Origin of the sequence: Paenibacillus sp. FSL W7-1088 (assembly GCF_037969855.1) — a bacterium.
GTDB lineage: Bacteria > Bacillota > Bacilli > Paenibacillales > Paenibacillaceae > Paenibacillus.
The window spans coordinates 6,408,500-6,429,820 of the sequence record NZ_CP150216.1; the positions used below are offsets into that span (position 1 = coordinate 6,408,500).

Genomic DNA, 21,321 nt, shown 5'->3' on the forward strand with positions numbered 1-21,321 from the left:
CGCACATTCTGTGATGTACCAATTTTCATTTCAGAGATTATTCTCTGAAAACTAGATCCGAAACGAACTTTGCGAGTTATAACCTGCATATCTTGGATAAGCCCTCGACCGATTAGTACTGGTCAGCTCCATGCATTGCTGCACTTCCACCCCCAGCCTATCTACCTCGTCGTCTTCAAGGGGTCTTACATACTGGGAAATCTCATCTTGAGGGGGGCTTCACGCTTAGATGCTTTCAGCGCTTATCCCTTCCGTACATAGCTACCCAGCGGTGCTCCTGGCGGAACAACTGGTACACCAGCGGTACGTCCATCCCGGTCCTCTCGTACTAAGGACAGCTCCTCTCAAATTTCCTACGCCCACGACAGATAGGGACCGAACTGTCTCACGACGTTCTGAACCCAGCTCGCGTACCGCTTTAATGGGCGAACAGCCCAACCCTTGGGACCTACTTCAGCCCCAGGATGCGATGAGCCGACATCGAGGTGCCAAACCTCCCCGTCGATGTGGACTCTTGGGGGAGATAAGCCTGTTATCCCCAGGGTAGCTTTTATCCGTTGAGCGATGGCCCTTCCATGCGGTACCACCGGATCACTAAGCCCGACTTTCGTCCCTGCTCGACTTGTAGGTCTCGCAGTCAAGCTCCCTTATGCCTTTGCACTCTTCGAATGATTTCCAACCATTCTGAGGGAACCTTTGGGCGCCTCCGTTACTCTTTAGGAGGCGACCGCCCCAGTCAAACTGCCCACCTGACACTGTCCCCGCACCGGATTACGGTACCAGGTTAGAACCTAGATACGATCAGGGTGGTATCCCAACGGTGCCTCCACGCAAGCTGGCGCTCACGCTTCAAAGGCTCCCACCTATCCTGTACAGATCGTACCCAAATTCAATATCAAGCTGCAGTAAAGCTCCATGGGGTCTTTCCGTCTTGTCGCGGGTAACCTGCATCTTCACAGGTATTAAAATTTCACCGGATCTCTCGTTGAGACAGCGCCCAAGTCGTTACGCCATTCGTGCGGGTCAGAATTTACCTGACAAGGAATTTCGCTACCTTAGGACCGTTATAGTTACGGCCGCCGTTTACTGGGGCTTCGGTTCACAGCTTCGGATTGCTCCTAACCGCTCCCCTTAACCTTCCAGCACCGGGCAGGCGTCAGCCCGTATACTTCGCCTTACGGCTTCGCACAGACCTGTGTTTTTGCTAAACAGTCGCTTGGGCCTTTTCACTGCGGCCCCCTCGTGCTATTCACACTACCGGGGCACCCCTTCTCCCGAAGTTACGGGGTCATTTTGCCGAGTTCCTTAACGAGAGTTCTTCCGCGCGCCTTAGAATTCTCTTCTCGCCTACCTGTGTCGGTTTGCGGTACGGGCACCATCACCTGGCTAGAGGCTTTTCTTGGCAGTGTGAGATCATGACCTTCGCTACTATAATTTTCGCTCCCCATCACAGTCCAGCCTTACGATGTGCGGATTTGCCTACACATCAGCCTCACTGCTTAGACGGACATCCATCAGTCCGCGTCACTACCCTGCTGCGTCCCCCCATTGCTCATAACGGCTTACGGTGGTACAGGAATTTCGACCTGTTGTCCTTCGACTACGCCTTTCGGCCTCGCCTTAGGTCCCGACTTACCCTGAGCGGACGAGCCTTCCTCAGGAACCCTTAGGCTTTCGGCGGATCAGATTCTCACTGATCTTTTCGTTACTCATACCGGCATTCTCACTTGTATAATGTCCAGCGCTCCTTACGGTACACCTTCAACCCTTATACAACGCTCCCCTACCCCTGATGCAAGCATCAAGCCATAGCTTCGGTGGTGTGTTTAGCCCCGTTACATTTTCGGCGCAGAGTCACTCGACCAGTGAGCTATTACGCACTCTTTCAATGGTGGCTGCTTCTAAGCCAACATCCTGGTTGTCTGTGCAACTCCACATCCTTTCCCACTTAACACACACTTGGGGACCTTAGCTGATGGTCTGGGCTGTTTCCCTTTTGACAATGGATCTTAGCACTCACTGTCTGACTCCCGGAAGTAAGTCTATGGCATTCGGAGTTTGACTGAGCTTGGTAACCCTTGCGGGCCCCGCACCCAATCAGTGCTCTACCTCCACGACTCTGTTTTCCGAGGCTAGCCCTAAAGCTATTTCGGGGAGAACCAGCTATCTCCGAGTTCGATTGGAATTTCTCCGCTACCCCCACCTCATCCCCGCACTTTTCAACGTGCGTGGGTTCGGGCCTCCAGTGCGTGTTACCGCACCTTCACCCTGGACAGGGGTAGATCACCCGGTTTCGGGTCTACGTCCACGTACTACATCGCCCTATTCAGACTCGCTTTCGCTGCGGCTCCGGCTCTTCACCTTAACCTTGCACGGGAACGTAACTCGCCGGTTCATTCTACAAAAGGCACGCCATCACCCCTAAAACGGGCTCTGACTTTTTGTAAGCACACGGTTTCAGGTTCTATTTCACTCCCCTTCCGGGGTGCTTTTCACCTTTCCCTCACGGTACTGCTTCACTATCGGTCGCTAGGAAGTATTTAGCCTTGGCAGATGGTCCTGCCGGATTCATACGGGGTTTCACGTGCCCCGCACTACTCGGGATACATCTCGGAGAGAGCCAACTTTCAACTACAGGGCTTTTACCTTCTTTGGCGGGCCTTTCCAGACCTCTTCGTTTAACCGGCTCCTTTGTAACTCCATGTGAGATGTCCCACAACCCCAGAGAGCAAGCTCTCTGGTTTGGGCTTCTCCGCGTTCGCTCGCCGCTACTGACGGAATCACTATTGTTTTCTCTTCCTCAGGGTACTTAGATGTTTCAGTTCCCCTGGTATGCCTCTACATAACCTATGTATTCAGTTATGAGTAACTGGAAATTACCCCAGCTGGGTTTCCCCATTCGGACACCCCCGGATCAAAGCTTGCTTACAGCTCCCCGAGGCAGTTTCGTTGTTCGCCACGTCCTTCATCGGCTCCTAGCGCCTAGGCATCCTCCGTGTGCTCTTAGTAGCTTAACCATTCCGCTCGTGTTCGAGCTGTCGCTCCGCTTGTTTTGGACTGCGTCCAAAGCCAAAAGTCGCTCCATTTCGATCACTCGCTCATGCAATCTACCGTTTTTATTGAAACTTGTTTTAACACAAGTTCAGCTTAAAAAGGAATGTTCTAATTCGCAATTTTCGTTTCGATATCTAGTTTTCAAAGAACAAGCTAAATAGACGAAATTCTTTGGTGGAGCCAAGCGGGATCGAACCGCTGACCTCCTGCTTGCAAGGCAGGCGCTCTCCCAGCTGAGCTATGGCCCCTCAAATTCCATCAAAACTGAACAAATGGATAAGTAACTGTGTTTTGCTCTTCATTTCATCCACACTAATGTGATGGACCGAAATGAATCGCTGCCGCAGGTTCTAAGAACCTGCGTATTTGAATGTTTCCACGCAGGAAACGATTCTCCATAGAAAGGAGGTGATCCAGCCGCACCTTCCGATACGGCTACCTTGTTACGACTTCACCCCAATCATCTATCCCACCTTCGGCGGCTGGCTCCTTGCGGTTACCCCACCGACTTCGGGTGTTATAAACTCTCGTGGTGTGACGGGCGGTGTGTACAAGACCCGGGAACGTATTCACCGCGGCATGCTGATCCGCGATTACTAGCAATTCCGACTTCATGCAGGCGAGTTGCAGCCTGCAATCCGAACTGAGACCGGCTTTTTAGGATTCGTTCCACCTCGCGGCTTCACAGCCCGTTGTACCGGCCATTGTAGTACGTGTGTAGCCCAGGTCATAAGGGGCATGATGATTTGACGTCATCCCCACCTTCCTCCGGTTTGTCACCGGCAGTCACCTTAGAGTGCCCACCCGAAGTGCTGGCAACTAAGATCAAGGGTTGCGCTCGTTGCGGGACTTAACCCAACATCTCACGACACGAGCTGACGACAACCATGCACCACCTGTCTCCTCTGTCCCGAAGGAAAGGTACATCTCTGTACCGGTCAGAGGGATGTCAAGACCTGGTAAGGTTCTTCGCGTTGCTTCGAATTAAACCACATACTCCACTGCTTGTGCGGGTCCCCGTCAATTCCTTTGAGTTTCAGTCTTGCGACCGTACTCCCCAGGCGGAGTGCTTAATGTGTTAACTTCGGCACCAAGGGTATCGAAACCCCTAACACCTAGCACTCATCGTTTACGGCGTGGACTACCAGGGTATCTAATCCTGTTTGCTCCCCACGCTTTCGCGCCTCAGCGTCAGTTACAGCCCAGAGAGTCGCCTTCGCCACTGGTGTTCCTCCACATATCTACGCATTTCACCGCTACACGTGGAATTCCACTCTCCTCTTCTGCACTCAAGTCACCCAGTTTCCAGTGCGATCCGGGGTTGAGCCCCGGGATTAAACACCAGACTTAAATGACCGCCTGCGCGCGCTTTACGCCCAATAATTCCGGACAACGCTTGCCCCCTACGTATTACCGCGGCTGCTGGCACGTAGTTAGCCGGGGCTTTCTTCTCAGGTACCGTCACCTTGAGAGCAGTTACTCTCCCAAGCGTTCTTCCCTGGCAACAGAGCTTTACGATCCGAAAACCTTCATCACTCACGCGGCATTGCTCCGTCAGGCTTTCGCCCATTGCGGAAGATTCCCTACTGCTGCCTCCCGTAGGAGTCTGGGCCGTGTCTCAGTCCCAGTGTGGCCGATCACCCTCTCAGGTCGGCTACGCATCGTCGCCTTGGTGAGCCGTTACCCCACCAACTAGCTAATGCGCCGCAGGCCCATCCCCAAGTGACAGATTGCTCCGTCTTTCCAGTTCTCTTCAGGAGAAGAAAACAACTATTCGGTATTAGCTACCGTTTCCGGTAGTTGTCCCAAGCTTGAGGGCAGGTTGCCTACGTGTTACTCACCCGTCCGCCGCTAACTATCTGAGAAGCAAGCTTCTCATCAAGTCCGCTCGACTTGCATGTATTAGGCATGCCGCCAGCGTTCGTCCTGAGCCAGGATCAAACTCTCCAATAAAGTATTGAAAAGAGCGATAAGCTCATTTTGAAACTGACGATTCATTATGAATCAAAAGTTACTATCCATTTGTTCAGTTTTCAAGGAACTTGTTGTCCGTTCGTGTTAATGCTTGTCAACCGGACAGGAATCTTATCTTATCATGTTGACTAACTAACTGTCAACTCTTTTTTTCGTCAGCGTTCAAAGCGTTTCGACAATCATTCGTTTGAGGCGACAAGAAATAATATATCATGATCTAATTTATTTAGCAAGCACTTTTTAATAACCTTTATATAAATGATTTATAATCCACAACTCCCGCTAACTCAAGAGACTCTCAACTACATCATTCGACAGATTATATGAATGCAGAAGGATCAACTCTATTTACATAAAGATACTTCGGGTTACTGAATAAATGAATTCTATTTACTAAAAATAGATGAACACATCTACTTGTGAACAAATAGTATTTAGATAACCACTTAGAGGATACTTTTATATAAGAGGTGTTTCCCCTCCCCTTTTGATGAAGTGATCCAAACGCTCTATAATAAGGTATATATAATATAGAATAAGGAATGAATATGATACTCCCTCAAGTAGTCACTGACACAATACTCAATAATACTAAATTCAGAACCCTCTCTCTAATCACAATAAGACTTCATTTATATCAAAGATGCTCTGATGAATAACCTATATGGGGTGAACGCAAATGCTGCAATGGCTGAAGAACATTCGAAAGGGTTATGGTAAAAAGCTCGTTTCTATTCATGCCTGGAATGCCTGGATTGTTGTCATCCTCGCGGTATCAGGTCTTATGTTGGTCGGTGGTTTCTGGCGCGAGTTACTCGGGATTGGACGCGTATGGTTAAAGTGGCTACATATTTTCGTCGGGCTAGCTATGCTGGCACCCGTGGTGTATTACTTACTTTTGGCCGGAAAGCATTGGAAACAACTTCGTAATCGGCCTTGGCAAAGAGCAAATACAATCGTTGTTCTTATACTGCTGGTAGGGTGGCTGTTATCAGGGATTGTGTTATGGCAGTTCAAGCTCGCTGGGCCGAGATGGTCGAATACCGCGCTTCTTGTTCATGATTTGCTGACTTGGGTTGGCCTGCCTTATATTATCTACCACTCCATCACGCGAACGAGATGGTTAAAAGACCCTGCACGCCGTGCAGTAAAAGCAACGACAGTTGTAGCAGAGGGTAGAAATATGGTGCATCCAGCTGATGCTCCTGATGAAAATACGACGCCAGCTGCGTTAGTTTCCACCGAATCTATACGTACCATTAAGGAGAGTCCTCTCCATCAACCAGAGAAACCTCAACCCGTGTATACACGGCGGGCCTTTATTCGGTCTGCTGTAGGCGTGGGCCTAGCTGTGACTTTAGGGCCTACTTTTATATCATGGGTTGGACGAAACCTCAAACTAGACAACAGTATTGATAGCATGCTGGAGAACGACCCCAATCGCATGGTGCCCTTACCACAAGCACTGCCAGCTTCCTCACCTCCCGTTGGAGGCGGGTCCGAAGGTCATTTTCGTGTATACACCGTAACACCGATACCTTCCTTTTCCAATGCAAACTGGTCATTCCGGATTGATGGGCTTGTTGAACGCGCACAGGTATGGAACTGGGGGCAATTTGTGAAGCTTGCTCGTACCGTTCAGGTCAGTGACTTTCACTGCGTAACAGGCTGGTCTGTTTATAAGAACACCTGGGAAGGCATATCTCTTAAGCAACTATTGACCCAAGCCGGCGTAAAACCCGAAGCACACAGCGTCAAGTTCTACTCAGGAGACGGTGTATATACAGATGCGATAACGATGGATCAGGCACAGATGGAGGATATAATGATAGCTGTCATGCATGATGGGAAACCGATTCCAGCAGATCTGGGCGGTCCGGTACGATTGGTCATTCCCCAGATGTATGCCTATAAGTCCGTCAAGTGGTTGAATCGTATTGAACTGATTGACAGCGAACATATCGGCTACTGGGAAGAACGAGGATACGACAAGGATGCATGGCTTACTGGTGCTTCTCAGGCGCGTTCCTGATTGGAGTTACTGCCGATATAGTTTAGTTTAAATAAATGTGCAAACCAAAGACCCCCGTTCCACTTATTCGTGGTACAGGGGTCTTTAAGTTATCTATTACTTATTCGAGATAAGCTGCGATTTAATCAAAGCCTACTCCACATTCAAATTCTATCCCTCTTGATTCAAAAGACGTACAAGTTCGTCCTCATCCTCAATGGTAGGAATGCCGAGATCATGAGCTTTGGTCAGTTTAGAACCTGCCTTCTCTCCGGCTATAACGAGGTCTGTCTTTTTGGAGACACTGCCCGTTACCTTCGCTCCAAGTGCTTCTAGTCGTTGCGTCGCTTCTTCCCGCGTGAGTTGATGCAGCGTTCCGGTCAGCACGACCGTTTTGCCACTGAAGAAGGAATCTTCCACAATCGCTGCTGGTGCCTCAGGTGCCTGGGCTTTCACACCCAAATTCAGCATCTTCTCGATAGCTGCCTGTGTAAACGGGTCTGCAAAGAAAGTCACGATGCTCTCAGCTACAATGCCGCCTACGTCCGGAAGTTCAACGAGCTCCTCTGCCGTTGCATTCATAATGGCATGCAGGTCGCGATAATGGTCAGCCAGCATACGTGTAGTTGATTTACCTGTGTTCGGAATACCCAGTGAGTATAGGAACGAAGCGAGGTCACGATCCTTGCTCTGCTCTAGGGCAGCAATAAGGTTGTTTGCTTTCTTCTCACCAAACCGCTCCAGCTTCACCAAATCATCGAATTGCAATGTATACAGGTCAGCGGGCTCACGCACATTCAATTCATCGTACAGTTGAATCGCCGTTTTCTCGCTGAATGTCTCAATGTCCATTGCATCACGGGAAGCAAAATGAGAAATCCGGGCCACCGTCTGCGGTTTGCACGCCAGCTTGTTGTTACAGAACAAATGCGCTCCACGCTGTTCCAGCGGGAATCCACATGCCGGACATTGCTCAGGGAATACAATCTCCTCGCCGTCACTCTCTTCAGTCACTTTACCCAGGATTTCAGGAATGACATCATTGGAACGACGGATAAAGACACGTGTACCCAAGGCAAATTTCAGATTTTTCCGCTCAATGTCACCTACGTTATTCAACGTGCAGTTCTGTACCGTTACCCCAGCTAACTCAACCGGTTCAACTCGAGCAAGTGGTGTCACTTTACCGGTACGGCCCACATTCCAGACAACAGAGTTCAGAACGGTCGTGGTCTCTTCCGCCTCAAACTTGTAAGCTACCGCCCAACGAGGGAATTTATCGGTGTAACCCAGTACCTCACGGGTGCGCATGTCTGTGATTTTGATAACAGCTCCATCAATCAGGTAGTCCAGTTGACCACGACTCTCCTGTATCGCTGCCAATTGCTCCATCACATCATCAAACTCATGGAAATACGTAATGGATGGATTGACTTTGAATCGATTCTCACGGAGAAAGTCCATCATCTCCTGATGGTTGGCAAACTGAATATCATCCGAATAACCTACATTATAGAAATAGGCGTTCAACCGCCGCTCAGCGGTAGTCTTCGGATTCAGGTTGCGCAGTGCTCCTGCTGCGGCATTCCGGGCATTTTTAAGCGGCTCTGCTGCTGTTTCATTATAACGATTCAATACAGACAGGTTCATGATGCCTTCACCCTGAACTTCAATCGTGCCGCCTGTATAAGGTATTTTGAGGGGAACCGACTTAATCGTTCTAACCTGTGCCAAAATGCCCTCGCCTACGGTTCCGTTTCCACGCGTAGAGGCTTGAACCAATTCACCGTTTGTGTACGTTAGATTCAGGGTCAAACCGTCAAACTTCAGTTCAATCACATAGCCAGGTTCGGGCAACGGATTGTCCGGATTTTTGGTGTTGTAGTCATTGACCAGCTTGAGCACGCGAGTATTCCAGCTTCGCAGCTGCTCTATATTCTGGGCTTTGTCCAAGCTCCACAATGAGGATAAATGTCGATGCGGTGTAAACCCTTTGAGCAGTTCACCACCCACACGCTGTGTCGGAGAATCAGGCAAAACCATACCACTCTCCTGTTCCAGCGTAACCAGTTCGTCGTACAGAAGATCATACTCCTTATCACTGATCTGCGGCTGATCCATCGTGTAGTACTGATAATTATGCTGGTTCAGCTCGGTAACGAGTTGCTCCATCCGGTGCATCGGGTCCATACAGGGCCATCCCTCCGTTATTATAATTTGGATCTATGTAGAACGAACGTTAGAGCAATCTCTACGTTCGTTCATGAATATCTATTCCACTTTGGTGATTGGGGCAAAGCCTGCAAGCAGACGTTTTAGGCCAACCGGGGCCGGGAATGCGATCTGAAGCTCTGTGTCATTACCCGAGCCTTTCACCCCAACAATGGTACCTGTTCCCCATTTTCCGTGTTGTACTTTATCTCCTGCTTTGAAACCATCAGAACCAGCTCCGGCAGCAACCGGTTTAGATGCCGACGACGGGGCAGGCGTGCTGGATGTGCTGGACGACGTACTCATGGTAACCCGTGAGGAAGTAACTGACGAAGCGGAAGAACCGCTTTGGCTCTGACGATCAAACAGCTTGCTTGCTCCGCCACCAAAATTGCTCCCTCCACTTGCACCAAGTCCACGGCCACCATATGATCCCCCTGCGCTGCTACCACGACGATAGCGGTCACGAGCGATGGAGGTATCTTCTTTGAGCTCATCCGGAATTTCATCCAGGAAGCGTGAAGGCGGGTTCGCGGTTGTGCGTCCGAACAAGGTCCGCATTTGTGCGCAAGACAGGAAGAGTTGTTCTTCCGCACGCGTAATGCCCACATAAGCCAGTCTGCGTTCTTCCTCCAGCTCCTCGTTATCCATAAAGGCCCGGCTGTGCGGGAACACACCTTCCTCCATACCAACGATAAAGACGACAGGGAATTCCAGACCTTTGGCACTGTGCATCGTCATCAGGGTAACGGCGTCACTCTGATCTTCTTCATCATCGTTCATGCTGTCGATATCCGCAATCAGTGCGAGATCGGTGAGGAACGACACGAGCGTTTTGTCTTCATTATTTTTCTCAAATTCCATGGTAACGGACAGGAACTCATCAATATTCTCCAGCCGTGCACGGGATTCGAGTGTGTTTTCATTTTGCATCTCAAGTCGGTACTGGCTCATCTCGAGAATCTTCTCGGTCAATTCGGTCACAGACAAGTATTCTACCATCTGATGCAGCGCGGCGATCATGTCATAGAACTCCACCAGCGCATTCCGCGTTCGACCGGCAAAACCGAGATCGTCCACGACCTGAAGCACACGGTATATTGAAATCCCTCGTTCTCCTGCTGCAGCTGCCAGCTTCGCTACCGTTGTATCACCAATGCTGCGTTTTGGTACATTAATAATCCGGGTAAGGCTGATGTCATCATCAGGGTTGGAAAGCAGGCGTAGATACGCCAGAATGTCCTTGATCTCTTTACGATCATAGAACTTGATGCCGCCAACGATCTGATACGGAATATCAGACTTGATCAGAATTTCCTCTATAACCCGGGACTGGGCGTTGGTACGATACAAAATGGCATGGTTCTGATAGGATTTGCCGTTCTTCACATTTTTACTAATCTCGGAAGTTACAAAATACCCCTCATCATGTTCGGAATCCGCACGGTACACCTTGATCTTGGAGCCACCCTCTTTGTCCGTCCACAGTTTCTTCGGTTTGCGCCCAGTATTCAGGCCGATTACCTCATTCGCTGCATTCAGGATATTCGAAGTGGAACGATAGTTCTGCTCGAGCAAAATCGTATTGGCTTCAGGGTAGTCTTTCTCAAAATTCAGGATGTTGCTGATATCCGCTCCACGCCAGCGGTAGATTGATTGGTCACTATCCCCTACGACGCAAATGCGGTGATGACTATCAGCGAGCATACGGCACAGCATGTACTGCGCACGGTTGGTATCCTGGTACTCATCCACGTGAATGTACTGGAATTTCTTTTGGTAAAAGTCGAGAACTTCCGGTACCTCTTTGAAAAGTTGAATAGTCGCCATGATGAGATCGTCAAAGTCGAGCGAGTTGTTAGCACGGAGCCGTTTCTGGTACATCTTATACACTTTCGCCACAATGCCTTCAAAATAGTCAGCAGCCTGCTTCTCATATTGCTCCGGACTGATCAATTCATTCTTCGCGGTACTCATCATCGATTGAACAGCTTTTGGTTCAAATTTCTTGGTGTCGATGTTCTGGTCTTTCATACAGCTACGGATTACAGATAATTGATCAGATGAATCCAAAATGCTGAAATTGGAGGTGAAGCCGATGCGTTCAATGTCACGGCGCAGAATACGCACGCACATGGAGTGGAACGTTGATACCCAGATGTCACGACCCTGAGAGCCGCCAACCAGTTGGGATACCCGGTCTTGCATCTCGCGTGCTGCTTTGTTCGTAAACGTAATAGCCAAAATGCCCCACGGGGGTGCTTTGCGTGTTGCAATAAGATAGGCAATCCGGTGTGTGAGCACCCGGGTCTTGCCACTGCCCGCTCCGGCCATAATCAATAGCGGTCCATCCGTCGCCTCGACGGCTTGCCGTTGAGGGGGGTTAAGCCGTGCAACGGCATCATGTATATTTACAGGTTGCATGCATGCATGCTCCTTTCGTTGGTTAATCGGTTAAGCAAAATCAGAAGGTTACACTTGTCACTCCGATGGCAGTACCATCTTCCGATCGTTGTTATCCCCAGATTTTTTGATCCCCTTCTTCAAAGGGAAAATCCGGTGATAAACACGACCACTTCGTTTCTTCAGATTGGTTCTGCCCTCTCCGTTATTGTGTAAACGTAATTGTGCTTAATATAACTTTTTAATTAGTAAGGTCAAAGTTCTATTTTAACAGATCAAGAGGGGAAATTGGGGGAATGGTAAACTAAACCGATTAAACGGATTGTTTCACAGCTTGGACCGTCTCCAGCGCCTTGTTCAAATCACTGTAAACAATGTTGCCAACCACTACGGTGTCTGCGACCTGTGCGGCTTGTCCAGCTTTCTCCGGACTATCAATCCCGCCGCCATAGATGAGATGCGCCTTGGTGAGTTGTCTGTGTGTCTCTCCAACCAGCTCCATATCTCCAAACGTTCCGCTGTACTCCATATATACGATAGGCAGGTTCAGCAGACGTTCCGCAGCCTGGGCGTAAGCAACTGCAGCATCCGTCGTTAATTCCGTATCCGCTCCGGTCATTCGGGCAACAGTGGATTCGGCATTGAGGACAATATAGCCTTCTGCAATAAGCAAATCCCATGGAATCAGATATCCGTAACGCTCGATGGCTTGCTGGTGCTGTCCGATCATCCATTTGCTATCCGTTGCATTCAGCACAATCGGAATCAGATATCCGTCAAAACCAGGCACAACTGCCTCCAGCTCGGATACTTCAAGCACGCAGGGCAGCTCGTAGCGACGTACTCTGGACATCAGGTCCACCGTGTTGTCATAGGTAATTCCCGAAGACCCGCCAACAATAATGGCATCGGTTCCCGACATGCAGATCAGGTCGAGTGCTTCATCCGTTATTTCCCGGTCCGGGTCTAGCTTAAATACATGTCTCCACTGCTTAATCATGTCTATCAACGAACATTCCTCCAGAGGTTCTTCTGCATCCTAAAAAGCTTGTAAACTAAGTCTAAGTCAGCAGGGGGTGAGTGTCAATGTTCGTATAAAAAGGGGAACAAAAAATCACAGACTTTTCCCTGGAATTGCAGGAGAAGCCTGTAATTTCAGATGGCAGGGGTGTAATGCACCAAAAATTAAGTCAGGCCTGGTGTTACTACGGACACGAACATGCATATCTTAGGTGGGGTTAAACAGTCTCAAGTAGGAGCAACTGCATGATTTGAAGCACTATTTAATACTTAAGGCTTCCAGGCAAAACGTGTGTTCATCTCATCCAGTTCCTGCTCGGTTAATACATCCGAATACACGCCGTACACGCCCCATTTCTCATAGTTCGCTACCTGGTCGGTGTCATTAATGGTATGCACGTAGGTGACGGCTCCTGCCTGCTTCAGCTTGGCAACAAAATTCTGGTTTACTTTATATTCCGGCATGGTTACGGCATCGATGTCATTCTTTTGTACAAAATCAACCACCTGAGCTTCAGTATCCTGCGTAGCGTAAAGAGTATAGATAATAGAAGGAAACGCATAGATTTCTTTCACGGTTTCGAGCATTGGCTCGTTATAGATCTGAACTACAACCCGATTAAGGATTGAAGGGTCATGTTTCTTGGCTGCGTCCACGAGTGATTTTAGCACCTGCTGAATATCCTCGTCCTTCTGTTCTTTGGTATCAGTCACGATATACATATCCGGGTACTTGGCCAGTACATCCATAATGCCTTCGGCATCCATCGGTTGGTACATGCCCAGAATGGGCGTATTCATAAATTCATCATGTGTCAATGCTCCAGCCTGTTTGTCTTCGGGTAACTCCTCGTCCTGTCCCAGCATTTTGCTCATGTTGGCGGTCCATTCATGTCTGGCTACTGCTTTACGGTCCGAGGTCAGCATAAAGTCAATCTCAAACACACGTGTGCCCTTCTCATAATTGGCAATCATCGCCTCATAGGCGTTGGTGTAAGGCTGTTCACGGATACTGCCCATGGCATGAGCAATCAGTCGATAGGCCGTAAACCCATCATGCTGCTCCTCACTTTGACTGTCATAGGCAAAAAAGAGTGTGCCCACGGTTACAATGAGTAGTGTAATGACGGCTGCAATTCGTTTCATATGGCGTTCACATCCTTAGTAAGGTGGTAGGGAAGAAAGAAAGTATGATAATTATGATATGACGAAGCATGTGCGGTATTTCCTTTTTGATAGCTAACTACCCTGATTGGAGAGGTGTAAAACAAAAAGCCGCCCGAAGGCGGCTGTTAAATCTAGGGGTGCAGTATTTCGGATGGATAAGAAGCAGCATCTATTCGGCTTGTTGTACACTCAATTCATTCAGAAATGCGATCAAAGCTTCACGCCAAGCTCTCATGGGTGGCAGACCGTTTGTACGAATAGCGAGATGATCCATTACGGAATATTGAGGTCGAGGAGCAGGACGTGGGAATTGTCCGGTGGTGCACGGCTCGAGAACAGCATTCTGTTTGAATCTGGATTGCTTGGATGCTTCTTCTGCAATCGCCTGTGCAAATTCATACCAGGTGCATGTTCCAGAATTAGAGGCATGGTAGATACCATATTTCTCAGTTAATGAAAGGTTACTCACGAGTCTGGCTAAATCCACAGTATATGTGGGCGACCCTTGTTGATCATGAACCACCTGCAGTCGGGGACGCTTCTCCAGAAGTTCCAGCATGGTTTTGACAAAATTGCTGCCGCGTACTCCAAACACCCAGGATGTTCGTATAATAAACCATCGCGTGCAGAGACTCTCGACCAATCTCTCTCCGGCAAGCTTTGACTTGCCATACACGGTCTGCGGGTTCGTCAAATCAAATTCCTGATAAGGTCTCGTTGCGGTGCCATCAAATACGTAATCGGTACTAATATAGATCAGTTTGGCTTTCACTTTCTCTGCAGCAACGGCTATATTTCTAGTGCCTGTTACATTGACTGTGTACGCCATATCCTCATCTGACTCGGCCTTATCAACGGCTGTATAGGCAGCACAATGAACGATGATGTGAGGCTGAAAAGCGTTAATGGTATCTCTGCATTGCTGTTGGTCTGTAATGTCCAATTGATCCCTGTCACAGGCCATGACATCATGACCACCTGCTTGAAAGGTCTTTACAACGTCGTATCCGAGCTGTCCCGCAGCCCCTGTAACCATCACTCTATACTTCATTCTGCAGGATCACCCATTCGATTACCATACTGAAGCTTTACATAATCTTGATACGTACCCGATTGAATTCGTGTCCACCATTCCTGATGGTTCAGATACCACTGGATGGTTTCCTTGATCCCTGTCTCAAAATTGTGCACGGGCTTCCAGCCAAGTTCGGTATGCAATTTGGTCGGGTCAATCCCATAACGTCGGTCGTGGCCCAGTCGATCCTTTACATATTGAATCAAACTTGCAGGTTTGCCTAGTTGTTCTAGAATCTTTTCAACAATATATATATTAGTACGTTCATTATTTCCCCCGATGTTATATACCTCTCCAATCTTGCCATTATGAATGACCAGATCGATAGCACTACAGTGATCTTCTACATAGAGCCAATCACGAATATTAAGCCCATCCCCATAGACAGGAATAGCCTCATCATTTAATGCACGAGATATAATAAGCGGTATAAGCTTCTCTGGAAATTGGAAAGGTCCATAATTGTTCGAACAACGTGTAATGTTTACAGGCAAACCAAAGGTTTCATGATACGCTCTTACAAGCAAATCCCCACCCGCTTTACTGGCAGAGTAAGGACTGTTCGGCATTAGAGGCGTCTCTTCTGTAAACAAACCTGTTGGACCAAGCGAGCCATATACTTCATCCGTAGACACCTGAACATATTTGGTAACCTGATATTTTTTCGCGGCATCCAGCAACACCTGAGTTCCAAGTACATTGGTGCGCACAAAAATATCCGGGGACAGAATGCTGCGATCCACATGAGACTCAGCCGCAAAATTGACGATTACATCGATCCCTTGGGAGATAATTTGTTCCATCTGTTGTACGTCAGTGATATCCGCTCGGATAAACGTATATTGAGAATTCGATTCTACCGATTGCAAATTCTCAAGGTTGCCCGCATACGTTAAGGAATCCACGTTAACAATTTCATAATCAGGATGTTCACGAAGCATATACATCACAAAGTTGCTGCCAATAAATCCAGCCCCTCCAGTAACGAGCAGTTTCATGTTATCTCTCTCCTTCTGCCCCCAGATACTGTACGATCCGAGAAGCTTGTTTTAGTTACCCAAAATTCAGTTCCGCTCCTTGAAGTAAAGGATGCTTCTGATCTTTCTCGGAGAGAATGGGATCCGACACAGGCCAATCAATTCCGAGCGCTGGATCGTTCCACAAAATACCCCTGTCATGTTCAGGCGAATAGTATGCATCCACCTTGTATGTCACCTGTGTATGTGGCACCAGTGTACAGAATCCATGAGCGAAACCTTGAGGGACAAGCAACTGCCGCTGATTATACTCACTGAGAATGACACTTTTCCACTGTCCGAAGGTTGGTGAAGTGGTACGAATATCTACAATAACATCATAAATGGCTCCAGATATAACTCTGACCAACTTGGTCTGTGCTCTGGGCTGAAGCTGGTAATGAAGTCCACGAAGAACTCCAGCTTCTGCGGACAGGGATTGATTGTCCTGAACGAATACATGATGTATACCATTTTCATACAGAACACGTTCATTATAACTTTCCATGAAATATCCCCGATGATCGCCATAAACCTTAGGTTCCAATATAGCTGCGCCATCCATAAACAGCGGAATCACCTTCATGTTATCCCTCCGTTATTGCTATTAACAGCATTTCTTCATATTAATCTATGTATATGTAAGGCGTCGGGCAAGTGATCGTTCATTGGCCTGGTTAAATCATGATATTTCAATACTGTTCCATAAAAGAATAAAAACCCAGCCGGTGTCTAACTTTCGGCTGGGTTTAATCATAGCTATTTCTCTATTTGTTCTGTACTATCTGCTCCAAATACTTCAACAAATCCTCCCGCAAATCCGGGCGCTGAAGTGCATAATGAATCGTGGTTTCAATAAAACCAAGTTTCTCCCCAACATCATGACGTAGGCCATCAAAGTGATAGGCAAGAATCTGTCGTTGGTCATTCAGACGGGACAAGGCATCCGTTAATTGGATTTCTCCACCCACGCCAGCAGACTGCTGACCTAGGATATCGAAGATATCTGGCGTCAGAATATAACGTCCCATAATCGCCAGATTGGAAGGTGATTCATCCGTCTTCGGTTTCTCGATCAAACGACGCGCGCGGTACACACGATCTTCGGTGCGAGAGAGCAATTCCCCATCCACAATGCCGTAACGTGACACTTCGCTCCAATCAACAGGCTGTACACCTACGATCGGAGATTGCAATTCATCATAGACTTCGATCATTTGCTGAAGACAGGGATGATTGGACTCCACAATGTCATCTCCTAGCAAGACAGCAAATGGTTCATTTCCGATAAACTTGCGGGCACACCAGATGGCGTGTCCAAGACCTTTCGGTTCCTTTTGACGGATATAATGGATGTCTGCCATCTCGGAGGGTTTGCGAACTTCATTCAGCAGATCCCATTTCTGTTTACCAGCCAGGTTCTGTTCCAGTTCGAATGAATAGTCAAAATGATCCTCGATGGCCCGTTTACCTTTACCTGTCACGATAATGATATCCTCAATGCCTGAAGCCACAGCTTCTTCAATAATGTACTGAATCGTCGGCTTATCGACGATGGGCAGCATTTCCTTGGGCATCGCCTTCGTGGCAGGCAGAAACCGTGTACCGAGCCCGGCTGCTGGAATAATTGCTTTACGGATGTGCATGCTGAGCCCCACTCCTTTTTTTTGCTAGAGTCATATTTAAATATATTAAATGATGGCAAACTCCAATGCGATTGGACTTCATTATACCATCAGCAGTTCCCGGATATCCTGCTCGGATAAGGTAGTCGATCCTCGATCTCCGGGTTCAATGACTTCGGCAATCAAATCTTTTTTGCGCTGCTGCAGTTCCAGAATCTTCTCCTCAATCGTACCTTCCGTAACGAGGCGGATAACCTGTACGACTTGTTTCTGTCCCATACGATGGGCACGTCCAATGGCCTGTTCTTCAACTGCGGGGTTCCACCACAAATCATATAAAATAACTGTATCTGCACCCGTTAAATTCAATCCGGTACCGCCAGCCTTCAACGAGATCAGGAACAGTTCGGCTTCGCCCTCATTGAATCTGCGGCACATTTCTACCCGACTCTGGGCAGGTGTCTGACCATCCAGGTAGAACAAATCTCTCCCCTGTGCAGCGAGCGTCTGTCGAATCAGATTCAGCATGCTAGCGAACTGGGAGAAGATGAGAATTCGCTTGCCAGCAGCCAGACAATCCTGCACCGTCTCCAGCAGCTGTTCCATTTTCCCGGAATCCCCTTGATACCCCTCCACAAAGAGAGCCGGATGACAGCACAACTGGCGCAGGCGTGTAATACCAGCCAGAATTTTAATGCGGTTCTTCTGAAAACCGTTCTCTTCCATATCCTTTGATGTCTCATCCTGAAGCTGTGACAGGTACGCGGCATACAGTTTCTTCTGTTCGTCCTTCAGCTCGGAGCGTTGTACGGTTTCAATACGATCCGGCAATTCCTCCAGCACATCTTTCTTCAGACGGCGGAGAATAAACGGACGGACCATTCGCGCGATCCGTTCAGGAGGCAGATCCCGGAATCTGCGATAACTTGGAAACAAACCCGGGAAGACGGCTTCAAAGATTGACCACAACTCATCCAATGAGTTTTCCACGGGTGTTCCTGTAAGAGCGAAGCGACGTGGCGCCTGAATCTGTTTAACAGCCTGAGCCGTCTGGGAAGAAGCATTCTTGATCGCCTGGGCTTCATCCAAAATAAGCGTATGAAACGTTCTTCCGAGATATGTGTCCAGATCGCGGCGCAATAGCGGGTAGGACGTCACAATGACATCTGCGTCATCCATACCTTCGAGCATACTGGCTCGTTCGTCTTTTTGACCTGCTGCAATCAGTACTCGCAAATGCGGTGCAAAACGGGCAAATTCATTCGCCCAGTTGTACGTTAATGAAGCGGGTGCAACGACGAGTACCGGGGGATGAGCAGGTTGTTGGTCTAACATTCCGGCCTGCACTTCATCTGGGATGTTACTCTCGAAAGTTCCCTCATCGACAGTGTAATCAGCATCACCTGGATTGCTAATGTGCAGTTTCGGCTTTTCTTTCAGTTCTGCCGCGATATAGGCGATACTTTGCAGCGTTTTACCAAGTCCCATATCATCTGCCAGAATGCCGCCAAATCGGTAAAATGCGAGTGTACGCAGCCACTGGTATCCACTCGCCTGATAATCACGCAGCACAGGAGCAAGCGTATCTGGCAGTGCAAAATCCATCCGCTCGGGATCACGAAGATCATCCAGGAAACGTTTCAGGGAACCTCCCCACTTCACATGGCCCGAAACCTCGTCCCGGCCAGGAAGCTGCAACGCTCGAACTGCCGGCATCCGAATATGACTGCCCTTGATGTCACCCGACGCAAGTCCAAGCGAATCCGCCATGTGTGCGAAGCTGTCCGCTCCTTCGTTTTCGAGAGAGACAAACACACCGCTGCGCAAGCGGAAATACGGTTTCTTTTCTACAATGCTGCGCATAATTTCCTGAAGCTCCAGCTCATCTACACCTTCCATCTCGAATGAGATCTCCAGCCAATCCAAGCCTTTGCCCAGATCTGCACGAACTTTGGGCGGTGTCGGATAAGATTGCACCATGGCCTTCACCGCATTCGGAATATAGATATCTACCTGCTTCTCAAGCTCTGGCAGCAGATGGTACATCACATCGTATACCGCATCTTCTCGTTCACTTGCCCATACACTGCCATCCCGTTCCAGGAAAGAGCGATCTAGTCGGTCGATCAGGTTACGCTCCGCATGACGGTCACGTACCAAAATCACCTTTTTCTCTTCCTCATCGATCAAATATTCGGCCAGCGGATTAATCACCATTACACCATAATCAAACTCCAGACGCGCAGTAATCCGTTCTCGGTAGAAATCGATATACAACTTTGGCGCAAGCTCCGGTTCTGCGATTCGTTCTCTCACCTGGGAGTCGATGGACAGATGTCCAAGTGTACGTAGTTCCGGCACTACATGCTGCACAAATTCATCCACCTGCTGAGCTGAAATATCGATACTTTCCTTGATTCCATAAGAAGTGAGCGCTCTGCTCAAATCCTCCAGACTTCGCATCTGCATCGGCTCCAACATATGCAATTGCCCTTCCACTACGGCAGCATCATAGGCTGGAAGAAGAATCAACTCACGCAATCCGGAGATCTCCAGCTGATATCCTTCATTAGTCCCCTGCGCAATACGGTAAAATAAAGGCAGTGCCCCCTCACCCAAAGTGAGCGGTCCATTCGCTAACCCTGTTCCCTCCATCCGGCTATCTGCCTGAAGCAGCAAATCCAATAGAGGCTTCCAGACCAGAGGAGCAATCAATATATCTCTTCCGTCTGAAGCACCCAAGTAACCGGAGATGGATTCGCGGTAAGCCTCCTCACTCTGCCTCATCCGGATAAGCATAGACAGGATGGCCTGATCCTGGGGACTAAAATAATGCATTGAAGGGTCATAGAAAAATAGCTTGGTAAACGACATTGGCTCACCATTCTCAATGCAATTCAGGAATTGCTTCACTTTCTGAACGACATACAGCCGTTTATTTCCGACCTTCAGTTCGAGTGCGAGCTTGGCTCCGCCTTTGTGAACTTGCACAAGCTTGCATATAAATTGGAGCTGCAGCTCCTCCCGCAATGAAGACCGGGTTACAGGCGCAGTGTATTTACGATCATTTGATTGCAGGGGGCTGCGTTCTTTGGCAAACATGGAAAGAATCTGATCGGCTGTGCGGTACGAAGGTTTATCTGCTGATCTGCCCCATCCAGGAGCAGAGCTTGGACGACCTGCTTGAGCGAAATGCACAGACGGACGATCCCTATCCGCATGGTCATCAAGCTTGGAATCGGAAGGCAATGGCTCGGCTGCAAAGGCCTGAGCAGATGAAGTTGAATGAGATCCCACATTCATTACTGAGTCGGTATTTGAAATGGAGTTTGGACGCTCCCACTCCTTCTCCTCCACCAGCGTTCCTACTCTGGAAGCGGAGCCACGATCAGGTTTAGACACCAGCTTCGACGATGTTTGAGAGCCCGTGTCACGCTGTTCTCCCCATTCATGGATCGCCAGCAAAACGGCAGCCACATGTTTGCAATAGTCATAATATCTCCCATCGCCCGGACAGCTGCATCCGGCAACCACCTCACCTGCATCATCCAGATCAACCGTTACTTTGTATCGTTCTGTACCTCGAACCACAGCTTCGTAATGGCGTTCATCGTGACTGGCGACCAGGTTGGTCACCCTGCCAGATTGGTTATACGCTTCTCCCCGTTTGAATGCCGTGACCCCGCACAGCAATTTGATATCCATCATCGTGAATGGCGCCACGGTTCTTCGCCTCCTATATTACTCTGACAAACAAGATACCAC

At 48.7% G+C, this 21,321-nt stretch carries 10 protein-coding genes, 1 tRNA gene and 2 rRNA genes; 1 reads left to right on the forward strand and 12 read right to left on the reverse strand.

The features are described 5' to 3' along the window. Positions 1-92: 92 nt before the first annotated feature. The 3 genes from MKY42_RS29105 to MKY42_RS29115 all read right to left on the reverse strand — a co-directional run bounded on the left by MKY42_RS29105 (position 93) and on the right by MKY42_RS29115 (position 5,007). Positions 93-3,017 (reverse strand): 23S ribosomal RNA (locus MKY42_RS29105). Positions 3,018-3,226: 209 nt separating this feature from the next. After that, positions 3,227-3,302: transfer RNA gene (locus tag MKY42_RS29110), tRNA-Ala, on the reverse strand. 153 nt (positions 3,303-3,455) lie between these two features. Then, a 16S ribosomal RNA gene (locus MKY42_RS29115) occupies positions 3,456-5,007 on the reverse strand. Together the 16S and 23S rRNA genes with 1 tRNA gene alongside form the textbook arrangement of a ribosomal RNA operon. Before the next feature lie 700 nt (positions 5,008-5,707). Between MKY42_RS29115 and MKY42_RS29120 the strand changes: the two genes are divergently transcribed. Continuing rightward, complete coding sequence (locus MKY42_RS29120; RefSeq protein WP_339846581.1) at positions 5,708-7,060, forward strand: molybdopterin-dependent oxidoreductase; 1,353 nt, start codon at positions 5,708-5,710, stop codon at positions 7,058-7,060. A 150-nt stretch (positions 7,061-7,210) separates the two neighbouring features. Here the strand turns inward: MKY42_RS29120 and ligA are convergent, their stop codons facing one another. From ligA to MKY42_RS29165, 9 genes are all read right to left on the reverse strand, one after another. Continuing rightward, positions 7,211-9,229 carry an NAD-dependent DNA ligase LigA gene (gene ligA, locus MKY42_RS29125; protein WP_090903600.1) on the reverse strand — a complete coding sequence of 673 codons (2,019 nt, stop codon included), beginning with the start codon at positions 9,227-9,229 and terminating at the stop codon, positions 7,211-7,213. Between the two features lie 81 nt (positions 9,230-9,310). Then, complete coding sequence (gene pcrA / locus MKY42_RS29130; protein WP_339846586.1) at positions 9,311-11,674, reverse strand: DNA helicase PcrA; 2,364 nt, start codon at positions 11,672-11,674, stop codon at positions 9,311-9,313. A gap of 292 nt (positions 11,675-11,966) precedes the next feature. Then, entirely contained in the window at positions 11,967-12,662 is a 696-nt protein-coding gene (locus MKY42_RS29135; protein ID WP_339846589.1) for a heptaprenylglyceryl phosphate synthase, read from the reverse strand. A gap of 281 nt (positions 12,663-12,943) precedes the next feature. Then, a complete protein-coding gene (locus MKY42_RS29140; protein ID WP_339846593.1) occupies positions 12,944-13,819 on the reverse strand; it encodes a phosphatidylinositol-specific phospholipase C/glycerophosphodiester phosphodiesterase family protein in 876 nt (291 codons plus the stop codon). Positions 13,820-14,009: 190 nt separating this feature from the next. Next, complete coding sequence (gene rfbD, locus MKY42_RS29145; protein ID WP_339846596.1) at positions 14,010-14,891, reverse strand: dTDP-4-dehydrorhamnose reductase; 882 nt, start codon at positions 14,889-14,891, stop codon at positions 14,010-14,012. Then, the gene (rfbB, locus tag MKY42_RS29150) at positions 14,888-15,913 is read right to left on the reverse strand and encodes a dTDP-glucose 4,6-dehydratase (RefSeq protein WP_090903595.1); all 1,026 of its coding nucleotides are present in this window, start codon (positions 15,911-15,913) and stop codon (positions 14,888-14,890) included. Before rfbB ends, rfbD begins: the two co-directional genes overlap by 4 nt. A gap of 55 nt (positions 15,914-15,968) precedes the next feature. Further along, positions 15,969-16,517, reverse strand: a complete 549-nt coding sequence (gene rfbC / locus MKY42_RS29155; RefSeq protein ID WP_064641968.1) for a dTDP-4-dehydrorhamnose 3,5-epimerase — start codon at positions 16,515-16,517, stop codon at positions 15,969-15,971. A gap of 181 nt (positions 16,518-16,698) precedes the next feature. Next, positions 16,699-17,577 (reverse strand): UTP--glucose-1-phosphate uridylyltransferase GalU, encoded by an 879-nt coding sequence (galU, locus tag MKY42_RS29160; RefSeq protein WP_179262867.1) that lies wholly within the window; start codon positions 17,575-17,577, stop codon positions 16,699-16,701. An 81-nt stretch (positions 17,578-17,658) separates the two neighbouring features. Beyond that, on the reverse strand, positions 17,659-21,279 hold the full coding sequence (locus tag MKY42_RS29165; RefSeq protein ID WP_339846605.1) for a DEAD/DEAH box helicase: 3,621 nt from the start codon (positions 21,277-21,279) through the stop codon (positions 17,659-17,661). Between the last annotated feature and the right edge of the window lie 42 nt (positions 21,280-21,321).